16 protein-coding genes are annotated in these 18,658 nt (G+C 64.9%); 12 read left to right on the top strand and 4 right to left on the bottom strand.

The annotated features are described in order from the left end of the window. Positions 1 to 183: 183 nt before the first annotated feature. Genes BGI01S_RS17615 through BGI01S_RS17585 form a run of 7 tightly spaced genes read left to right on the top strand, consistent with a single transcriptional unit; the run spans position 184 to position 9,144 of the window. Positions 184 to 1,809 carry a methyl-accepting chemotaxis protein gene (locus BGI01S_RS17615; protein ID WP_042327372.1) on the top strand — a complete coding sequence of 542 codons (1,626 nt, stop codon included), beginning with the start codon at positions 184 to 186 and terminating at the stop codon, positions 1,807 to 1,809. Between the two features lie 57 nt (positions 1,810 to 1,866). Continuing rightward, positions 1,867 to 2,331 carry a chemotaxis protein CheW gene (locus BGI01S_RS17610; protein ID WP_042327250.1) on the top strand — a complete coding sequence of 155 codons (465 nt, stop codon included), beginning with the start codon at positions 1,867 to 1,869 and terminating at the stop codon, positions 2,329 to 2,331. Further along, entirely contained in the window at positions 2,328 to 3,863 is a 1,536-nt protein-coding gene (locus BGI01S_RS17605; protein WP_042327249.1) for a CheR family methyltransferase, read from the top strand. Before BGI01S_RS17610 ends, BGI01S_RS17605 begins: the two co-directional genes overlap by 4 nt. Then, entirely contained in the window at positions 3,856 to 4,536 is a 681-nt protein-coding gene (locus BGI01S_RS17600) for a chemotaxis protein CheW (protein ID WP_042327248.1), read from the top strand. Before BGI01S_RS17605 ends, BGI01S_RS17600 begins: the two co-directional genes overlap by 8 nt. Next, positions 4,533 to 6,953, top strand: coding sequence for a hybrid sensor histidine kinase/response regulator (locus BGI01S_RS17595; protein WP_042327247.1), 2,421 nt, complete (start codon positions 4,533 to 4,535; stop codon positions 6,951 to 6,953). The genes BGI01S_RS17600 and BGI01S_RS17595 overlap by 4 nt, the downstream gene beginning before the upstream one ends. Positions 6,954 to 6,958: 5 nt before the next feature. Further along, positions 6,959 to 7,975 (top strand): chemotaxis response regulator protein-glutamate methylesterase, encoded by a 1,017-nt coding sequence (gene cheB, locus BGI01S_RS17590; RefSeq protein WP_042327246.1) that lies wholly within the window; start codon positions 6,959 to 6,961, stop codon positions 7,973 to 7,975. Positions 7,976 to 8,034: 59 nt separating this feature from the next. Next, positions 8,035 to 9,144, top strand: coding sequence for a diguanylate cyclase (locus BGI01S_RS17585; RefSeq protein WP_042327245.1), 1,110 nt, complete (start codon positions 8,035 to 8,037; stop codon positions 9,142 to 9,144). Positions 9,145 to 9,305: 161 nt separating this feature from the next. On the opposite strand, the gene mdeB is transcribed toward BGI01S_RS17585, so the two are convergent. Continuing rightward, positions 9,306 to 12,074, bottom strand: a complete 2,769-nt coding sequence (gene mdeB, locus BGI01S_RS17580; protein WP_042327244.1) for an alpha-ketoglutarate dehydrogenase — start codon at positions 12,072 to 12,074, stop codon at positions 9,306 to 9,308. A 152-nt stretch (positions 12,075 to 12,226) separates the two neighbouring features. Here mdeB and BGI01S_RS17575 point away from each other — a divergent pair, with 152 nt between their 5' ends. After that, positions 12,227 to 12,754 carry an Lrp/AsnC family transcriptional regulator gene (locus tag BGI01S_RS17575; protein ID WP_042327243.1) on the top strand — a complete coding sequence of 176 codons (528 nt, stop codon included), beginning with the start codon at positions 12,227 to 12,229 and terminating at the stop codon, positions 12,752 to 12,754. Positions 12,755 to 12,840: 86 nt separating this feature from the next. Here the strand turns inward: BGI01S_RS17575 and BGI01S_RS17570 are convergent, their stop codons facing one another. Continuing rightward, complete coding sequence (locus BGI01S_RS17570) at positions 12,841 to 13,662, bottom strand: SDR family NAD(P)-dependent oxidoreductase (protein ID WP_042327242.1); 822 nt, start codon at positions 13,660 to 13,662, stop codon at positions 12,841 to 12,843. Positions 13,663 to 13,841: 179 nt separating this feature from the next. On the opposite strand from BGI01S_RS17570, the gene BGI01S_RS17565 reads away from it, so the two are divergent. Next, positions 13,842 to 14,777, top strand: a complete 936-nt coding sequence (locus BGI01S_RS17565) for a GlxA family transcriptional regulator (protein WP_042327241.1) — start codon at positions 13,842 to 13,844, stop codon at positions 14,775 to 14,777. Positions 14,778 to 14,848: 71 nt separating this feature from the next. Next, positions 14,849 to 15,274 carry an HIT family protein gene (locus BGI01S_RS17560; RefSeq protein WP_042327240.1) on the top strand — a complete coding sequence of 142 codons (426 nt, stop codon included), beginning with the start codon at positions 14,849 to 14,851 and terminating at the stop codon, positions 15,272 to 15,274. Positions 15,275 to 15,526: 252 nt separating this feature from the next. Here BGI01S_RS17560 and BGI01S_RS17555 read toward each other — a convergent pair whose 3' ends face one another. Then, complete coding sequence (locus tag BGI01S_RS17555; RefSeq protein ID WP_042327371.1) at positions 15,527 to 15,706, bottom strand: hypothetical protein; 180 nt, start codon at positions 15,704 to 15,706, stop codon at positions 15,527 to 15,529. A 284-nt stretch (positions 15,707 to 15,990) separates the two neighbouring features. On the opposite strand from BGI01S_RS17555, the gene speG reads away from it, so the two are divergent. Both speG and sap1 read left to right on the top strand, forming a co-directional pair. Continuing rightward, on the top strand, positions 15,991 to 16,533 hold the full coding sequence (gene speG, locus BGI01S_RS17550) for a spermidine N1-acetyltransferase (RefSeq protein ID WP_042327239.1): 543 nt from the start codon (positions 15,991 to 15,993) through the stop codon (positions 16,531 to 16,533). Between the two features lie 443 nt (positions 16,534 to 16,976). Continuing rightward, on the top strand, positions 16,977 to 17,315 hold the full coding sequence (gene sap1 / locus BGI01S_RS17545) for a surface attachment protein Sap1 (RefSeq protein ID WP_042327238.1): 339 nt from the start codon (positions 16,977 to 16,979) through the stop codon (positions 17,313 to 17,315). A 292-nt stretch (positions 17,316 to 17,607) separates the two neighbouring features. On the opposite strand, the gene araH is transcribed toward sap1, so the two are convergent. Next, positions 17,608 to 18,612 (bottom strand): L-arabinose ABC transporter permease AraH, encoded by a 1,005-nt coding sequence (gene araH / locus BGI01S_RS17540; RefSeq protein ID WP_042327237.1) that lies wholly within the window; start codon positions 18,610 to 18,612, stop codon positions 17,608 to 17,610. Positions 18,613 to 18,658: the final 46 nt, after the last annotated feature.

Genomic DNA, 18,658 nt, shown 5'->3' with positions numbered 1-18,658 from the left:
ACGTATGCCGCTCGCATGCACAAATCGCTAAATGCGAAACTGGCTCCCGATCAATGTAAAATTCGCCGCATAAGCCGTCGGACAAATCCGACGACCCGCAAAGCTTTCCGACCCATCGACCCCGGCCGCGGCCCAGCGTCGGCAAGCCGGGTCGAGACAAAGCCAAAAGTAAGGGGCGTGCGCGTGAAACAATGGACCATCCGGCAACGAATTCTGTGCAGCTTTGGGATCGTGCTGATCGTGATGCTGGCAATGGCGATCGTCACTTTCCAGCAACTGGGCGCTATCGACCGCGACGCGAAGAGCCAGCAGCAGGACTCGATGCCCGGCCTCTACTACGCGACCGCAATGCGCGCGGCCTGGTTCGAGAACTACTCGGTGACGCAGCGTCTCGTCTACGTCGACGCCGATCCCGACTCCGTCAAGCGCGACACCGCGCGTTTGCAGGAGACGCAGCAGACGCTGCAAAAACTCCTCGATGAATACGGCGCGACGATCTTCCGGCAGGTGGACCGCGACCTGTTCAATCATTTCCGCCAGCAACACGCGCAATATCTGCCGATCCAGACGGCGTTGCTGAACAGCCTGCCGGCGTCGAAGGACGACGCCACGCGTGTCTTCAACACGCAACTCACGCCGATCTGGGAAACCGGGCGGTTGTCGGTGCGCAAGCTGGTGGAAGACAACAAGAGTTACGCCGACCAATCCGCCGACAGCATCCGCAACTCGGTAGAGACGACTCGCATCGTGTTGCTCGTGATGATGCTGCTCGCCGCGATCGTCGCGGTGCTGGCCGGTTACTGGCTGCTGCGCGCGGTGACCAAGCCGATGGCCAAGGTGCTGCAAGTGGTCGACGTGATGCGGACGGGCGATTTGACGCAACGTCTGCAACTGAATCGCGCGGACGAGATCGGCGCGCTCGAAGCCGGCTTCAACCGGATGACCGACGAACTCACGGCGCTGGTCGGCCAGGCGCAGAAATCGGCGATGCAGGTCACGACGTCGGTGACGGAAATCGCGGCGACCTCGCGCGAACAGCAGGCCACCGCGAACGAAACCGCCGCCACCACGACCGAGATCGGCGCGACGTCGCGTGAAATCTTCGCGACCTCGCGCGACCTGCTGCGCACGATGAACGAAGTGTCGGAAGTGGCGGGCCAGTCGGCCGCGCTCGCGGGCACCGGCCACGCCGGTCTCGCGCGCATGGAAGAAACCATGCGCCTCGTGATGGAAGCGGCCGGCTCGGTCAACGCGAAGCTCGCGATCCTCAACGAGAAGGCCAGCAATATCAACCAGGTGGTCGCCACCATCACGAAGGTCGCCGACCAGACGAACCTGTTGTCGCTGAATGCGGCGATCGAAGCGGAAAAAGCCGGCGAATACGGCCGCGGGTTCGCGGTCGTGGCGACCGAGATCCGTCGCCTCGCCGACCAGACCGCCGTCGCGACTTACGACATCGAACAGATGGTCAAGGAGATCCAGTCGGCGGTGGCAGCGGGCGTAATGGGGATGGACAAGTTCTCCGAGGAAGTGCGGCGTGGCATGCTCGACGTGCAGAACGTCGGCGGCCATCTCACGCAGATCATCCAGCAGGTGCAGCAGCTCGCGCCGCGCTTCTCGATGGTCAACGAAGGCATGCAGACCCAGGCGACCGGCGCCGAGCAGATCACCCAGGCGTTGACGCAATTGTCGGAGGCCGCGCAGCAGACGGCCGAATCGCTGCGCCAGTCGACCCAGGCGATCGACGATCTGACGCACGTCGCCAACAGTCTGCGCACCGGCGTGTCGCGCTTCAAGGTAGTGGCCTGACGCGCGCCGCGAGGCGAACCGTCAGCGTCATCCTCATCACCGCCCGCGCACACGCCGATGCTCTTCATCCTCTTCACGCTCGATAGCGAACGCTACGTGATCGACGCGACGCAGGTAGAGCGTCTGATGCCGCTCACGCCGCAGTCGCCGCCGAAGACAATCCCCGGCGCGCCGTCGTGGGTGGCGGGCGTGCTCGACCACGAGGGCGCGCCGCTGCCGGTGATCGATCTGCCGGCGCTGGCGCTCGGCCGCCCGGCCGCGCAACTGATGTCGACGCGCGTCGTGCTGGTGCGCTATCCGCACGCGGGCACGGTACGGCTGCTCGCGCTGCTGCTCGAAGGCGCGACCCGCACGATTCGTCTGGATACAGAAGCATTTCACGAGACCGGCATCGACATACCGCACGCGCGCTATCTCGGCCCGGTCGCGAGCGATGCGGGCGGCTTCGTGCAGTGGGTCCGCGTCGAGCATCTGCTGCCCGACGACGTCCAGGCGCTGCTGTTTCCCGTGGCGCACGCATGAACGCGCATCACGACAACGCGCCGCTTTATCGGCGCTTCGCCGAGTTGCTGCATCGGACTATGGGGCTCGACGCCGCGTCGCTCGGCCATAACGCGATCGAGCGCGCGGTCGACCAGCGCGCGGCCGCGTGGTACGCGGACGGTCACACCGGCGCGACGCTCGCCGACTACTGGGACGCGGCGCAGGCTACGCCCGCAATGGTGCAGGCGCTGATCGAAACCGTCGTGGTGCCGGAGACCTGGTTCTTCCGCGACGCCGACGCGTTCAAAGCGCTCGCGCGACTCGCGCACGAACGCCTTCTCGATCGCGCGGCGGGACTGCCGCTGCGCATCCTGAGCCTGCCCTGCTCGACCGGCGAAGAGCCGTACACGATCGCGATGACGCTGCTCGACGCAGGCATCGACGCCGCGCGGCTGCGCATCGACGCGATGGATATCAGCGAACGTTCGCTCGCGCTCGCGCAGCGCGCGATCTACGGGCGCAATTCGTTTCGCGGCAATGCGCTGGCGTTTCGCGACGCACACTTCACGCGCACCGAAGACGGCTGGCGTCTCGCGCCGCGCATCGTCGACGCGGTGCGCTTTTCGCGCGCCAATCTGATGCAGCTCGACGCGGCGGCGCTCGGTGTCTACGATTTCGTGTTCTGCCGCAACGTGCTGATCTACTTCGATCGCGAAACGCAGCAGACCGCGTTGCATGCGCTCACTAGCGTGCTCGCCGAAAACGGCACGCTGTTCGTCGGGCCGGCGGAAACCGGGCTGCTGATGCGTCACGGCATGCAGTCCGTGAAGATTCCGCTGGCGTTCGCGTTCCAGCGCGCCGCCCCCGCCGATGCACCGTGGCACGGCTGGCATACCGCGCCGCTCGCGAGCGCCGCCGCCCTCGCGATGACGCATTCGCCGGTGCCCGCGCTCTCGCCTGCGCACGCATTTTCCGCCGAGCCTTTTGCGTGGCCCGATCCGGTCGCGCGAACGACGTTCGACGAGATGACGCGGCCCGCGCCGCTCGACGGCAGTACGCGTACGACGTCGCTCGACGGTGCGACGCGGTTCGCTTCGTTCAACAACGGTCTCGCTGCGCATACAGGCAAGCCATCGATGCCCGCGTCGCCAGTGCACGACGTGCACGCACCTCGGACCAACGCAGCGCTGAATGCGCCGCTGAACGGCTCGCTGAATCCACTCATCAATCAGCCGGCTAACGCGCCGACCACGGCCGCACGTGACACGTTGCAAGCCGCGCACGCCCTCGCCGACGCCGGCCGCCTCGCGGAAGCGGCCGCCGCGATCAACGCGTATCTGGAGTTGCACGCGCCGCACGCGGACGCGTTCTATCTGCTCGGCGTGCTGGCCGACGCTAACGGCGATACGAATCTCGCTCGCGGCCAGTATCGCAAGGCGCTGTATCTCGATCCTCAGCACGCGGAAGCACTCGCGCATCTGGCGGCGCTGCTCGAACTCGAAGGCGATCGCGATGGCGCGCGCCGTTTGATGCAACGCGCGTCGCGCGCGCAGGGAGCGCCACGTGACTGACGTTCGCGGAGTGGGCTTCGACGATTGCTGGAACCGCATCGGCGTGCGCGGCGATTCGTCGTGCGAGCGGCTGGTCGAGTACGTGCGCTGCCTCAATTGCCCCGTGTTCGAAGCCGCTGCTGCCAAACTGCTCGAACAGCCGATTCCGCGCGTGGATCTGTCGCGCCACGAACTGCGCGCACCGGTGCAACAGCGGCACGACGCGCATGGGGCGAACGAATCGTTCCTCGTGTTCCGTATCGGCGGCGAATGGCTCGCGCTGCCTACGCCGATCTTCAAACGCATCGTGCAGACGCGGCCCATTCACACGCTGCCGCATCGGCAGCATCGCGCGGTGCTCGGCGTGGTCAATGTGCAGGGCGAATTGCTGGTGTGTCTGTCGCTCGCGCATCTGCTCGGTTTCGAAACCGACAGTGCCGTGCGCGACGAGCGCGTGCGGCACGATCTGCCGCGTCTGCTGGTGGTGTCACGCGCGGAAGAGCACGCGGTGTTTCCCGTCGATCAGGTCGACGGCGTGCATTGGCTCGCGCCGTCCACGTTCTGCGCGCCGCCCGCGACGCTGTCGCAAACGGCGGCTGCACACACGCGCGCGGTCGCGCCATGGCGCGGCATGAGCGTCGGCCTGCTCGACGCCGACGCGCTGTTCGACACGCTGAACCGGAGTCTCGGATGATCGACGATCCGCGCCGTCCTTCGCTGATCGATCTCTTCCGCGAGGAAGCGCGCACCCAGGCGCGCGTGCTCAATGACGGCCTGCTCGTGCTCGACCGCACGCCCGGCGATGCCGCCGCGCTCGAAGCGTGCATGCGCGCCGCGCATTCGCTGAAGGGAGCGGCACGCATCGTCGGCGTGCAGGTCGGCGTCGAACTCGCGCATGCGATGGAGGACTGCTTCGTCGCCGCGCAGGAAGGCCGCGTGCTGCTCGACGCCGCGTGGATCGATGAACTGCTGCGTGGCGTCGATATCATCGCGCGCATCGGCAACGATGAAGACGAGTCCGCGCGCGACGCGGTCAGCGCCTGCGTAGCTGCGCTGCAGGCGCGCATGGCGGGCGTGGCGCCGCATGGGTCGGCGTTGCGGCGGGACGTGGCGTCGCCGGTGGTTGCGACGCCTGCGCCTCGTGCGGTCGTCGGAGCGCCAGCGGCACGCACCGACACATCCGCAGATGCCGCTGGCGATTCCGATGCAGCCTTCAACCTGCTGGCCGACGCGCTACGCGCCGAAGCCACAGCGACGGCCACATCCGCCACACCCGCGATACCGCTGAACCTCGAAAGCCCCGCGAACGTCACGACCGACATACCGCCCGTGCCCGCAAGCACCGGCAGCAACACCACCGAACCTGGCCGCATGCTGCGCGTGCGCGCCGATAACCTCGACCGGCTACTGTCGCTGTCCGGCGAATCGCTGGTCGAATCGCGCTGGCTGAAACCCTTCGCGCAATCGATGCTGCGGGTCAAGCGCGTCCAGCGCGACAGCACGCGCGCGCTCGATCAGTTGCACGAAACGCTCGCCGATCTGAAGCTCGATCCGCGCGCGCAAGCCGCGCTTGAAGAACTGCGCCGCCTCACCGCCGAATCGCAACATCTGCTCGCCGACCGGCTAGCCGATCTGGAGAGCTTCGATCGACGCTCGACGCATCTGTCGCAACAGCTTTACGACGCCGCGCTGCAATGCCGGATGCGTCCGTTCGGTGACGGCACCGGCGGGCTCGCGCGGATGGTGCGCGACGTCGCGCGATCGCTCGGCAAGCAAGTGCGCTGGCAACTGGTCGGCGAATCGACCCAGGTCGACCGCGACATTCTCGATCTGCTCGAAGCGCCGCTCGGTCACATGCTGCGCAACGCGCTCGACCACGGCATCGAGGCGCCCGCCGTGCGGCTCGCGCGCGGCAAGCCGGAAGAAGGCACGCTCACGCTCGACGCGCGCCACACCGCCGGCGCGTTGCTGATTACCGTATCCGACGACGGCGCGGGCATCGATCTCGACGCGCTGCGTGCGTCGATCGTGCGCAAGAAACTGGCGAGCGAGGAAACCGCCGCGCGTCTCTCTGAAGCCGAGCTGCTCGAATTCCTGTTTCTGCCCGGCTTCTCGCTGCGCGATCAGGTGACCGAAGTATCGGGCCGCGGCGTCGGACTCGATGCGGTCCACGACGTCGTCAAGCGCGTGCGCGGCACGGTGCGGATCACGCATGAGCCGGGCCTCGGCACGCGGGTGCAATTGCAGTTGCCGCTCACGCTGTCGGTGATCCGCAGCCTGTTGATTGAAGTCGCCGGCGAGCCGTACGCGGTCCCGCTCGCGCACGTGAATCGCACGTTGCAGGTGAACCGCGCGGACATCGAACTGCTCGAAGGCCATCAGCACATCGCGTTCGCCGGGCAGCGCATCGGCGTCGTCACCGCGCATCAGATTCTCGACACCGCGCCGCCCGCCGACGACAGCGGCGCCGTCTGCATGATGGTGATCGGCGACGGTCCGCAAACCTACGGCGTGGTGGTCGACCGTTTTCTCGGTGAGCGGATGCTGGTCGTGCAGCCGCTTGACCCGCGGCTGGGCAAGATCCGCAACATCACGGCGGGCGCGCTGATGGAGAACGGCGATCCGGTACTGATCGCCGATGTCGACGACTGGCTGCGTTCGGTCGAACGGCTGGTGGCCGGTGGCGCCCTGAAGCACGCGCAGCACGGCGGCGCCTTGAGCGCGCAACGCGCCGCGCGGCGCGTGCTGGTGGTCGACGATTCGCTCACCGTGCGCGAGCTCGAACGCAAGCTGCTGGCCACGCGCGGTTACGACGTGACGATTGCCGTCGACGGCATGGACGGCTGGAACGCGGTGCGCGGCGAGCGCTTCGATCTCGTCATCACCGATATCGACATGCCGCGCATGGACGGCATCGAACTCGTCACGCTAATCAAGCGCGATCCGCAATTGCACGCACTACCGGTGATGATCGTGTCGTACAAGGATCGCGAAGAAGATCGGCGCGCGGGCCTCGACGCCGGCGCGGATTATTATCTGGCGAAAGGCAGCTTTCATGACGAAGCGCTGCTCGATGCAGTGCGTGATTTGATCGGCGAGGCCTACGGGTAAAACGGATGAAGATCGGAATCGTCAACGACATGCCGCTCGCCGTCGAGGCGCTGCGACGCGCGCTCTCGGCGCGTGCCGATTACGACTTGCTGTGGGTCGCGCAGGACGGCCTGCAGGCGGTCGATTTCTGCGCCGCGCAACGGCCCGACATCGTGCTGATGGACCTCGTGATGCCGAACGTCGACGGGATCGAGGCCACGCGCCGCATCATGGCGCGCGCGCCGTGCGCGATCCTGATCGTCACCGTCGACGTGGGCGCTAACGCGTGGCGCGTCTACGAAGCGATGGGCGCGGGCGCGCTCGACGCCGTCGACACGCCGTCGCTGAGCGGCCCCGATGCGCACAGGAGCATCGCCACGCTGCTCGCGAAGATCGACCGCATCGGCGCGCTCGTCAAGGAACGCCATGCGCCGGGCGCGGCGGCATCGGCGAGCAGCGCGCGCGCGACGAATCGCGATATGCCGCTGGTGGCGATCGGCGCATCGGCGGGCGGACCGGCCGCGCTCGCGACGCTGCTCGCCGGGCTGCCGAAGGACTTCAACGCGGCGGTCGTGATCGTGCAGCACGTCGACGCGGCGTTCGCCGCCGGCATGGCGGACTGGCTGAACCAGCAATCGGCGCTGCCGGTGCGGATCGCGCGCGAAGGCGACCGGCCGCAAGCGGGCGTGGTGTTGCTCGCCGCCACCGACGATCATCTGCATCTGAAGCTACCCGACGTGCTCGGCTATACGCGCGTGCCGGAAGAGACGCCGTACCGCCCTTCCGTCGACGTGTTTTTTCACAGCCTGGTGGCACGCTGGCCCGCGCGCGCGATCGGCGTGCTGCTGACCGGCATGGGCCGCGACGGCGCGATCGGACTCAAGGCGATGCGCACCAAGGGCTATCACACCATTGCGCAGGACGAGGCGACCAGCGCGGTGTACGGCATGCCGAAGGCGGCCGCCGCGCTCAACGCGGCCGCCTCGATCCTGCCGTTGCCACGGATTGCCGCCGCGCTCGCCGCGGCGGTGAATGCACGATAGAACGCACCCTGGCCAACACCGACGAGCCGATTCACTGACATTCATTCTGGCTGAACATCATGGACACTCCTAAACCGCATCAGAATGCCGCCGCGCGAGGCCTCGCAGAACACGACGCGACTGCGCAGGCACTCGCGGAGGACGCGCCCAACCTCGCCGTCGACGACGCGTTGGCGCGCATCCTCGGTAATCCGCCCGCCGCCGAGTGCCCGATCATGGTGTTGCTGGTCGACGACCAGGCGATCATCGCCGAGGCGATCCGCCAGGCGCTGGCCGATGAAGCGAGCGTCGACTTCCACTATTGCGCGTCGCCCGAAGAGGCGGTGCTGTGCGCCGAGGAAACGCGCGCGACCGTGATCCTGCAAGACCTCGTGATGCCGGGCACCGACGGGCTCACGCTGGTGCGGCAATACCGGCAGAATCCGGCGACGCGTGACATCCCGATCATCGTGCTGTCGACGAAGGAAGAGCCGCTCGTGAAAAGCGCGGCCTTTGCCGCCGGCGCGAACGACTATCTGGTGAAGCTGCCGGATCGTATCGAGCTGATCGCGCGGATTCGCTACCACTCGCGCTCGTATCTGAACCTGCTGCAGCGCGACGAGGCTTACCAGGCGCTGCGCCAATCGCAACAGCAGTTGCTCGCGACCAACCTCGAATTACAGCGGCTCACGCATTCGGACGGGCTGACGGGTTTGTCGAACCGCCGCTACCTCGATCAGTATCTGGCCGCCGAATGGCGTCGCGGCACGCGCGACAAAACCGGCCTCGGCTTCCTGATGATCGATGTGGACAACTTCAAGGCCTATAACGACACCTACGGACACGTCGCCGGCGACGAGGTGCTCAAACGCGTCGCGCAAACGGTCGAGTCGTGCCTCGGACGCTCGCCCGATCTCGCGGCGCGCTTCGGCGGCGAGGAGTTCGCGGTGGTGGTGCCGGGAACATCGGCGGGCGGCTTGCATCTGCTCGCGGAAAAGATCCGCCTCGCGATCGAAGGGCTCGCGATCCCACATTCGGGTTCGGCGACCGGCGTGGTGACGATCAGCATCGGCGCGGCGACGCTCGTGCCGTCGTCCACTGAGCCGGTGACGACGCTGATCGAAGCCGCCGACGTCGGGTTGTATCGCGCGAAGCGGGATGGGAAGAATCAGGTGGCGGTGAGTGGGTGATCGCGGCGGGCGGCAGCGGTGTCAATGAACCCGCTGCGTGCGAACGAAAAACGCGTCCGGGAGGTTTACCGGGCGCGTTTTTTTTTCGCGGCGTAATGGGCGATTCGCGTCGCTTGCACCCTACCCGCTTGTCAAACCCTCTTCTCAGCCAGGCCCACTACTCAGCATTGCCACGGCGCCGCACCGACCGGCGCATCACCGCGATATTTGCCGCGCGCTTCGTCCAGCACGCGAGCCTCGATTGCGCCTTCGTCCGCGAGCGCCTTCAACGCGGCCAGCACGATCGCCTTGCGGTCCACTTCGAAGAACTCGCGCAACGCCTGGCGCGTATCGCTGCGGCCGAAGCCATCGGTGCCGAGCGTCACGTAGCGGCGCGGCACATACGCGCGAATCAGCTCGGGCACCGCGCGAACATAGTCCGTCGCGGCAATCACCGGCCCTCGCGAGTCTGCGAGCGCTCGCGTGACATACGGCGCATCGTCCGCTTCGCCCAGACGCGCGAGCCGTTCCGCCGCCATGCCGTCGCGCTGCAATTCGCTGAAGCTCGTCACGCTCCACACGGCGGCGTCGATCCGCCACTCGTCACGCAACATCTGCTGCGCGGCGATCACCTCGCCGAGAATCGCGCCCGCGCCGAGCAATTGCACTTGCGCTGCTTCATGCGCGTGAGCGCCGGCCAGCGGATAGATGCCCTTCAGAATCCCTTCCCGCATCACCGCGAGATCACCACCCGGCACCGAAGGCTGCGCGTAGTTCTCGTTCGTCACGGTGATGTAATAGAACACGTCGCGTTGCGCTTCGACCATCTCGCGTATCCCTTCGTCGACGATCGCGGCCACCTCGTACGCGAACGCGGGATCGTACGCGCGGCAGTTCGGAATCGTCGATGCAGCCAAATGGCTCGAACCGTCCTGATGCTGCAAGCCCTCGCCGCCGAGCGTCGTCTTGCCCGACGTCGCGCCGATCAGGAAACCGCGCGCGCGTTGGTCGGCCGCCGCCCAGATCAGGTCGCCGATGCGCTGGAAACCGAACATCGAGTAGTAGATGTAGAACGGCAGCATCGGCAGATCGTGCACGCTGTACGACGTGGCCGCCGCGATCCACGACGACACCGCGCCCGCCTCCGAAATGCCCTCTTCGAGAATCTGCCCCTGCGTGTCCTCGCGGTAGTACAGCATCGAGCCGAGGTCTTCCGGCTCGTACAGCTGTCCGAGCGGCGAATAGATGCCGACCTGGCGGAACATGTTCGCCATGCCGAACGTGCGTGCCTCGTCGGCGACGATCGGCACCACGCGCGGACCGACCTGCGCGTCTTTCAGCAACGCAGTGAGCATGCGTACCAACGCCATCGTCGTGGACATCTCGCGGCCGTTCGCGTCCAGCGCGAATTGCCCCCATGAGGACACCGGCGGGACGATCAGCCCCGCCGATGCAGCTCGCCGCCTTCTGGGCAGATAGCCTCCGAGAGCCGCCCGGCGTGCATGCAGGTACTGCATTTCCGGGCTGTCTTCCGCTGGTTTGTAAAACGTCAGTTGCTCGACATCCGCATCGCTGAGCGGCAGGCGGAAGCGGTCGCGAAACGCTTTGAGGTCGTCGAAGCCGAGCTTCTTCTGCTGATGCGTGGTCATGCGGCCCTGGCCCGTTGCGCCCATGCCGAAGCCCTTCATCGTCTTCGCGAGGATCACCGTCGGCTGGCCGCGATGCGCGAGCGCCTTCGCGTAAGCCGCGTGCAGCTTGCGCACGTCATGACCGCCGCGGCGCAAGCGGTCGATGTCGTCGTCGCTCAATTGCGCGGCGAGCGCGGCAAGCTCCGGGTTCTGGCCGAAGAAGCGCTCGCGGTTGTACGCGCCGTCGTTCGCGGAGAAGGTCTGGAACTGGCCGTCGACGGTTTGCGCGAACGCGCGCAGCAATGCGCCGGTGCGGTCGCGCGAGAACAGCGCGTCCCAGTCCGAGCCCCACACGACCTTGATCACGTTCCAGCCGGCGCCAACGAAGTGCGCATCCAGTTCGTCGATGATGCGGCCGTTGCTGCGCACCGGACCGTCGAGCCGCTGCAAATTGCAGTTGATCACGAACACCAGGTTGTCGAGCCCTTCGCGCGCGGCGATCGACAGCGCGCCGGTCGATTCGGGCTCGTCCATTTCACCGTCGCCGAAGAAGCCCCACACCTTGCGCCCCGCCGTTTGTGCGAGGCCGCGGTTGGCGAGGTACCGCATGAAGCGCGCCTGGTAGATCGCGTTGATCGGGCCGATGCCCATCGAGCCGGTCGGGAACTGCCAGAAGTCCGGCATCAGCCACGGATGCGGATACGAACACAAGCCCGGCCCGCCGATCTCGCGGCGGTAATGCCGCAGGTGCTCGTCGGACAGGAAGCCTTCGAGGTAAGCCCGCGCATACACGCCCGGCGACGAATGCGGCTGGAAGTAGACGAGGTCGCCCGTGCCCGGCTCGCCGTCCGGCGCAGCGGCGCGGAAAAAATGGTTGAAGCCGACTTCGAACAGGTCCGCCGCCGACGCGTAGCTCGCGATATGGCCGCCCAGTTCGCCGTAAGCCTGGTTCGCGCGCATCACCATCGCGAGCGCGTTCCAGCGCAGCGCGCCGGCGAGCCGTTCTTCGAGTTCGAGGTCGCCCGGATAGCGCGGCTGCTGGTCGAATGGGATCGTGTTCTGGTACGGCGTGACGTTGCTGCGCGCCGATTCGACGCCGAGCGTCAGCGCATGGCTCGCGAGCCGGTCGAACAGAAACTGCGCGCGCTCGCGGCCGACGTGCTCGACGACCGCGTCGAGCGCTTCCAGCCATTCGGCGGTTTCCTGCGGGTCGGGGTCGATGTGGGTGTCGGCGCTGGTGACCGCATCGCGCGGCTCCGCGCTGTCGACAACCGGCTCGTTCAACGACCGCAACTGCTCGCTACCACTGGACAAATCCGTCATCACACCACTCCCGCTTCGACGCGTTCGGCTCAGGATCGAGTGATTCCATGGTAGCTACGTGCCCGCAAAATGAGCATCTCATTTGCTTGTGGTTGTGCCTTAGGATAGGCTATTTATTCCGGTTTTATCGCCCGTCACGGAATATTTCATCTATGAGCACGTCACCCCGACGGCTGGACCGCATCGACATCGGGATCCTGAGCCAGTTGCAGCAGAATGCGCGCATCACCAATGCGGACCTGGCGCGTTCGGTGAATCTGTCGCCGACGCCCTGCTTCAATCGCGTGCGGGCGCTCGAAAAGCTCGGCCTCATCAAGCAGCAGGTCACGCTGCTGAACCCGGAGCCGCTCGGGCTGCGCATCAACGTGTTTATTCAGGTGAGCCTGGAAAAACAGGTTGAGGATGCGCTGTTGCGCTTCGAGCAGGCAATTGCCGAGCGGCCCGAGGTGATGGAGTGCTACCTGATGACCGGCGATGCCGATTATCTGCTGCGCGTGGTGATGCCGGACATGCAGACGCTCGAACGGTTCATCGTCGATCATCTGACGAAAATTCCGGGCATCTCCAATATCCGGTCGAGCTTCGCGCTCAAGCAGGTGCGCTACAAGACGGCGCTGCCGTTGCCCGCGTCGGGATTGACGCTGGCCGATCCCGACGACGTGGCGACGGACTGGCGGTAAGGCGCGCCGGGCGTCCGTGCGTCAGTCCGTGTCTGTTGTGCGACGGCCGCTAGCTCCAGTTCTCGCGCTAGCGCCGACCGGCGCCGTCAGGCGGCGATCTTGGCGCGGCGATAACGCTCGGCCGGCACCTTGTGCGACAGATTCGGCTGCAAGTGCTGGCGCGCGCTGTTCAGACGGTCCCAATCGGCCGCGTCCGGCAGCGACGGGATCGTCACCAGTTCGCCTTGGTCCAGACCGGCGAGCGCGGCGTCCACCATGTCGTCGGCGGTCATCACGATCTGCGCGGGCAGATGTTCGACGGCCAGCCCCGCACGGTCCCAGAAAGCCGTGCTGGTGGCGCCCGGCAATACCGCCTGCAACTGCACGCCCTTGTCGCCCACTTCGTGATGCAGCGATTGCGTCAGGTTCAGCACGTACGCCTTGGTGCCGCTGTACGTCCCGTTCAGCAGTTCCGGCGACAGTGCCACGATCGACGAAATATTGATCACGACGCCATTTCCCCGTTCGACGAAGCCCGGCACCGCCGCCGCCGTCAAACGCGTGAGCGCGGTCACGTTCAGGTCGATCATCTTTTCGAGTTCGTCGACATCCGAGTCGATCAGCGAGGCCGTCGCGCCGACGCCCGCATTGTTGACCAGCATCGTGATCGCGCGATCCGCGCGCAGCCGTTCCTCGATGCGGCGCACGTCGGCCTTCACGGTCAGATCCGCGCTGACGGTATCGACATGGCGTCCGGTTTCCCGCGTCAGCCGCTCAGCGAGACCCTGGAGCCGCTGACCGTCGCGTGCGACCAGAATCAGATCGTAGCCGCGCCGCGCGAGGCGGTCCGCGTACACCGCGCCGATCCCCGACGACGCGCCCGTCACCAGGGCGGTCCCTTTGCTTTCATTGCCTGCTCGCGTTGCCATTTGAAGCGCTCCTTACGGGCTTGGCGCATCGCGCCCCTGCCCTGTCCGATTGATGAGATACGCCGTAAAACCGCGCCGCCGCGTCGTTTTCGGCTCGGTGTGGCGCTGTTGACGAGACAAGTCTAGGCGCGTAGGCTTTTGACTCAAATGTCGTATTTACCTCGTTTCAGGACATCGCGATGAAGCAGATCGGCGTGGTGGTGTTTCCCGGCTTTCAGATCCTCGATATGGTCGCGGTCTCGGTGTTCGAACTGGCGAACCTGGAGGCCGGCCAGCCGGAGTACGAGGTCGAGGTGATTTCCGAACACGGCGGCATGGTGCGCAGTTCGTCCGGCGTGGAAATCGCCACGCGGCCGTTCGGCGATCCGGCGTATGACACCGTGGTCGTCACCGGGGCGATGCAGATCGCGCCGTCGTCGCCGGGCATGCTGGCATTTCTGAATGACGCACTCGCCGCGTCGCGGCGCACCGCCAGCATCTGCACCGGCGCGTTCGCGCTGGCTGAAGCCGGCATTCTCGACGGCCGCCACGCGACCACCCACTGGTTTCACGCGCGCGCGCTACAACAGCGCTTTCCGGACACGCGGGTCGACGACGACCGCATTTTTATCGTCGACGGTTCGGTATGGACGTCGGCTGGCATGACCGCGTGCATCGACCTGTGTCTCGCGCTGGTCGAAAGCGATCTCGGCGTGGACGTGTCGCGGGCGATCGCGAAGAAACTCGTCGTATATCACCGGCGCACTGGCGGCCAGTCACAATTCTCGGCCATGCTCGACCTGGAGCCGAAATCGGACCGCATCCAGAACGCGCTCTCGTATGCGAAAAGCCATCTGCACGAGCCATTGACGGTCGAACAACTCGCCGACATCGCGCATCTGAGTCCGCGCCAATTCAGCCGTGCGTTTCGCGACGAGACCCGGCAGTCGCCGGCCAAGGCGATCGAGGCATTGCGCGTCGAAGCCGCGCGCGCGATGCTCGAAGCGGGCCGTCATTCGATGGAAGCGGTCGCGGCCGATACCGGTTTTATCGACACCGAGCGGATGCGGCGCGCATTTCTGCGCGCCTACGGCCAGCCGCCGCAGGCAATCCGACGCGCGGCGCGCGCGTTGTAACGGATGTAGTGGACAATCTCGAGAACACAGCCTCACCTCGATCCGAACTTGCAACCAGGAAAGGAAGCGCGATGAACTATGACGACAGCAATCCCTTCGCGAGGATTTTGCGGGGCGAGCTGCCCTGCATCAAAGTGGCCGAAAACAAAGCCGCGCTCGCCTTCATGGACCTGATGCCGCAGGCTGACGGCCACCTGCTGATCGTGCCGAAAGAGCCGGTGGCCGAGATTTTCGAGTTGTCGGATGCGTCGCTGGTGGCGTGCATGCGGATGACGCAGAAGCTCGCGATCGCGGTGCGCGCGGCCTTGCGGCCGGACGGCGTGTTCATCGGTCAATTCAACGGCGCGGCTGCGGGACAGACCGTGCGGCATGTGCATTTTCACGTGATCCCGCGCTGGGACGGCCAGCCGCTGAACCTTCACGCGCGCGACGTCGCCGATACCGACACGCTCGAAGCGCTCGCCACACGGATTCGCGCGCACTGGCGCGCCGACTGACGAGGGGTGCGCAGGGCGCGGGCGTAGTCACGCGCCGTAACATCTGTAAAAGCCTTTGAAATCAGTAGCGCGCGCGACGCGACTAGACTGTGAGCTGCCTTGTAGCCTCAAGGCATTGAGTGTGGATCTCTTTTTAAGCCTGCCGGCAACGGCAGGCTTTTTTTCTTGGCGGTCGGGCCGCGCGGCGCAGCCTGCCTGGCGCGACGGCGCACACGGCATGCGAATGCGCTTCGGCAACCGCTGGCGCGGGCGTTAGAGACGATCCCGATGGCGGCGCAGCGGATGACGCCAGTCGATCCGTCGTTGTCTCAGACGTACAGGCCGCAGGTCATGGAGATGGCGATGTTCCTGCCACAATTCGTCCGAGAAAAGAAATGCGACGATGAGCAGCGGAATCACCAGAAAAACGCCCAATATCAAGTGCTCGATCACGGTGGCCTCCGATCGCAGGAGCATGGTTTCATTGTAGAGCACCGTACGTGCCGCGCCGGCGCGTAAACCGACGCCGACTAGCGTTTGGCGAGACGATGCCGCCGCCCTCGCCGCCCGGCCTGCCGCTATGCCTGTTTGTCAGCGTTCTGCGCGCGTTCGGCAAACGCGCACCGCGTCGATCAAGACAGGGCAAGAACTCCGCCCCCCGCGCCAAGACTAACCGGAACGCGCTCGCGCGCCGAACCGGGCGCGTACATTCAAACCATGGTGTCGAGGGGAATTCAATGACAATCGAACGCAGCAGCGAACTTACGTTGCGCCCGCTTGAACGGACCGACCTGCGCTTCGTCCATGAAGTGAACAACAATGCCAAGATCATGCGCTACTGGTTCGAGGAGCCGTATGAAACCTTCTCGGAACTGACCCAGCTCTACGACCAGCACGTGCACGATCTGCGCGAACGGCGCTTCGTCGCGATGGACAACGCCGGGCAAACCGTCGGCGTGGTCGAATTGATCGAGCTGGACTATATCCATCGACGCGGCGAGTTCCAGATCATCATCGCGCCGCACGCGCAGGGCCGCGGCTACGCAACCGTCGCGACCCAGCTGGCGATCGACTACGCGTTTTCGGTGCTGAACCTGCGCAAGATTTATCTGATCGTCGACAAGTCGAATACCGCCGCGATTCACGTCTACGAGAAATGCGGCTTCCGGCACGAGGCGGAACTGATCGAGGAATTCTTCGGCAATGGCCGCTATCACAATGCGTTGCGCATGTGCATGTTCCAGTCGGAGTTCTTCAGGTCCGGCAAGCACACCGACTGACGTGTGCGGTCGCCACCAGGTCGTTGCCTCGCGGCGCCGATAACTTACCTGGCACTGTTTATCTTCTGCATGTGAACCGTTATTTCGCATTTCTGATTGAACCGCCGGACCGACTTTGTGTGCGGCGCACAAACCGGCATATTTCATTGTATTAGACCGCTTAATTGCCACTTCGCGTTTACACCAGTACAGGCCGCAAAGCTTGACTGGTTAAAGCGCAACGACGGAGCCGGTTTTTATTTATCCATTTCAATGCCAGCGGTTTAAACCGCTGCTCAAGGTTTAAGCAACCCGCGCCGCAGGTGCGACAATTCGCCACTGTTGCGACCGCACACAAGATGTGCTTGTCGTTCTCTTGCATTCTCCTAAAGTGCAAGATGCGGGTTCAACGTTAAAGTTAAATACATAGCTAACCTGAGTATCAACCCGCACCGGAGGAAAATATGAAAATGCGATTCGCCGCTTTTTTCGCCATTGCGGGTTTGGCTGCCGCAAATGTTCAGGCGCAAGACGTCGTGATCAAGCCGCAGCAAACCATCCAGTTCAAGGCCAATGCGTATGGCTGTCTGTCGAAAGATAAACTCGACGCCGCCGACCAGCACGCGCAAGCCGGTGAACAGCAGCAGATGCAGGAATTCTTCTCCGGATATCAGTGCGTGTCGACGCCGCAAAACTCGAATTTCCGGGTCGTGCGCGTAGTCGGACACGACGTCGAATTCGTGAATTCCGGCAACAGCGATACGCAGGGCCTTTGGGCGAACGACCGCTTTATCAAGCAATAATCCGAACGCCGCGATTCCGGCTAAAAGCCGAAATCCGGCTCGCGTATTTATGCGCACAATAAGCCTCGAGCAATTAAAAAGCTGGAGGGTGTGAGTCTGTGAGTTAAAAATCGGCTGGGCATCGCATGCCCAGCTTTTTTATTGCCCAAACATTATCGCGGGGCTGTTCTGCTTTCGAAGCGCCCAGAAAAAAGCCGATGCGGATTATCGATCCGCATCGGCACGTACGCCTTCTCGCAAAGCGCAGGGAAAAACTCTCAAATCGAAGCGGCGGCAGCGGCTTCGGACAACCTCAATGCACGCGCTTACTGCGACGGAACTGATCGAACAGCACCGCCAGCAGCAGAATCCCGCCGCGAATCAGGTACTGGTAGAAGGTCGGCACGTTCAGCAGGCTCATCGCGTCCTGCACGGAGCCCATGATGAGCACGCCGACCAGCACGCCGGAAATCGTCGCGACGCCGCCCGTCAGCGAAACGCCGCCGAGCACGCAAGCCGAGATCACGCCGAGTTCGAGCCCCACCGAGGTCTTCGGGTCGCCGAGACTCATGCGCGACGCGAGCATCACGCCCGCGAAGCCGGTCACGAGGCCTTGCAGCACGAACACCGTGATCTTGATGCGCGTCACCGGCAAGCCCGCCAGCAAGGCGGCCTCGCTATTGCCGCCGACGGCCAGCACGTTCTTGCCGAACACGGTCTTTTTCAGCAGGAAACCGAACAGCACGAAACCGACGATGTTGCTCCAGATCGGAAACGAAATGCCGAGGAACGAACCGCCGCCGAGGTCGAAGAAACGCTCTTCGGAAATCATCACCGCGTCGCCGTTCGACGTGATGAACGCGAGACCGCGCACGACCTCCATCATCGCGAGCGTGACGATCAGCGAGTTGATCTTGTAACGCGCGACCAGCACGCCATTGACGAGCCCGACCGCGCCGCCCGCAAGCACGCCGACCGCGACGCCGAGCAGCACGCTATGCGTCGCGGTGATCACCGTGGACGCCGCCACGCCGGCAAACGCGACGATCGACGCCACCGACAGATCCACCTCGCCGAGCGCGAGCACGAACATCATCGTGACGGAGATGGAGCCGATCAGCGTGACCGAGAGCAGCAAGCCCTGGATATTGCGCGAGCTCAGAAAGTCGGGCACGGTGAACGACAGCACCGCGAACAGGATGATGAACACCATCACGATGCCGGACTTGTTGATCAGGTCCCAGGTGCGCGCGGCGCGCGCACTCAAGCCTGCGGAGGCGACGGCTGGGGTCGGGGAGTCGGTGGAGGGTGTCTGCATGATGTGTGTTCCGTTTCAGTAAGCGCGATTCAGTGGCTTGTTCGGG

The organism is Paraburkholderia ginsengisoli NBRC 100965 (genome assembly GCF_000739735.1).
GTDB classification, from domain to species: domain Bacteria; phylum Pseudomonadota; class Gammaproteobacteria; order Burkholderiales; family Burkholderiaceae; genus Paraburkholderia; species Paraburkholderia ginsengisoli.
Note: the sequence above shows the minus strand (reverse complement) of the source record. Positions and strands in the feature narration are given on the sequence as shown.

Excerpts from the sequence above, each read along its gene's own strand:
- speG (WP_042327239.1), top strand. The coding sequence starts at position 15,991 with ATGACAATCGAACGCAGCAGCGAACTTACGTTGCGCCCGCTTGAACGG.
- mdeB (WP_042327244.1), bottom strand. The coding sequence starts at position 12,074 with ATGACGGATTTGTCCAGTGGTAGCGAGCAGTTGCGGTCGTTGAACGAG.
- BGI01S_RS17605 (WP_042327249.1), top strand. The coding sequence starts at position 2,328 with ATGAACGCGCATCACGACAACGCGCCGCTTTATCGGCGCTTCGCCGAG.
- sap1 (WP_042327238.1), top strand. The coding sequence starts at position 16,977 with ATGAAAATGCGATTCGCCGCTTTTTTCGCCATTGCGGGTTTGGCTGCC.
- BGI01S_RS17565 (WP_042327241.1), top strand. The coding sequence starts at position 13,842 with ATGAAGCAGATCGGCGTGGTGGTGTTTCCCGGCTTTCAGATCCTCGAT.
- BGI01S_RS17610 (WP_042327250.1), top strand. The coding sequence starts at position 1,867 with ATGCTCTTCATCCTCTTCACGCTCGATAGCGAACGCTACGTGATCGAC.
- BGI01S_RS17560 (WP_042327240.1), top strand. The coding sequence starts at position 14,849 with ATGAACTATGACGACAGCAATCCCTTCGCGAGGATTTTGCGGGGCGAG.
- BGI01S_RS17595 (WP_042327247.1), top strand. The coding sequence starts at position 4,533 with ATGATCGACGATCCGCGCCGTCCTTCGCTGATCGATCTCTTCCGCGAG.
- BGI01S_RS17575 (WP_042327243.1), top strand. The coding sequence starts at position 12,227 with ATGAGCACGTCACCCCGACGGCTGGACCGCATCGACATCGGGATCCTG.
- BGI01S_RS17570 (WP_042327242.1), bottom strand. The coding sequence starts at position 13,662 with ATGGCAACGCGAGCAGGCAATGAAAGCAAAGGGACCGCCCTGGTGACG.
- cheB (WP_042327246.1), top strand. The coding sequence starts at position 6,959 with ATGAAGATCGGAATCGTCAACGACATGCCGCTCGCCGTCGAGGCGCTG.
- araH (WP_042327237.1), bottom strand. The coding sequence starts at position 18,612 with ATGCAGACACCCTCCACCGACTCCCCGACCCCAGCCGTCGCCTCCGCA.
- BGI01S_RS17585 (WP_042327245.1), top strand. The coding sequence starts at position 8,035 with ATGGACACTCCTAAACCGCATCAGAATGCCGCCGCGCGAGGCCTCGCA.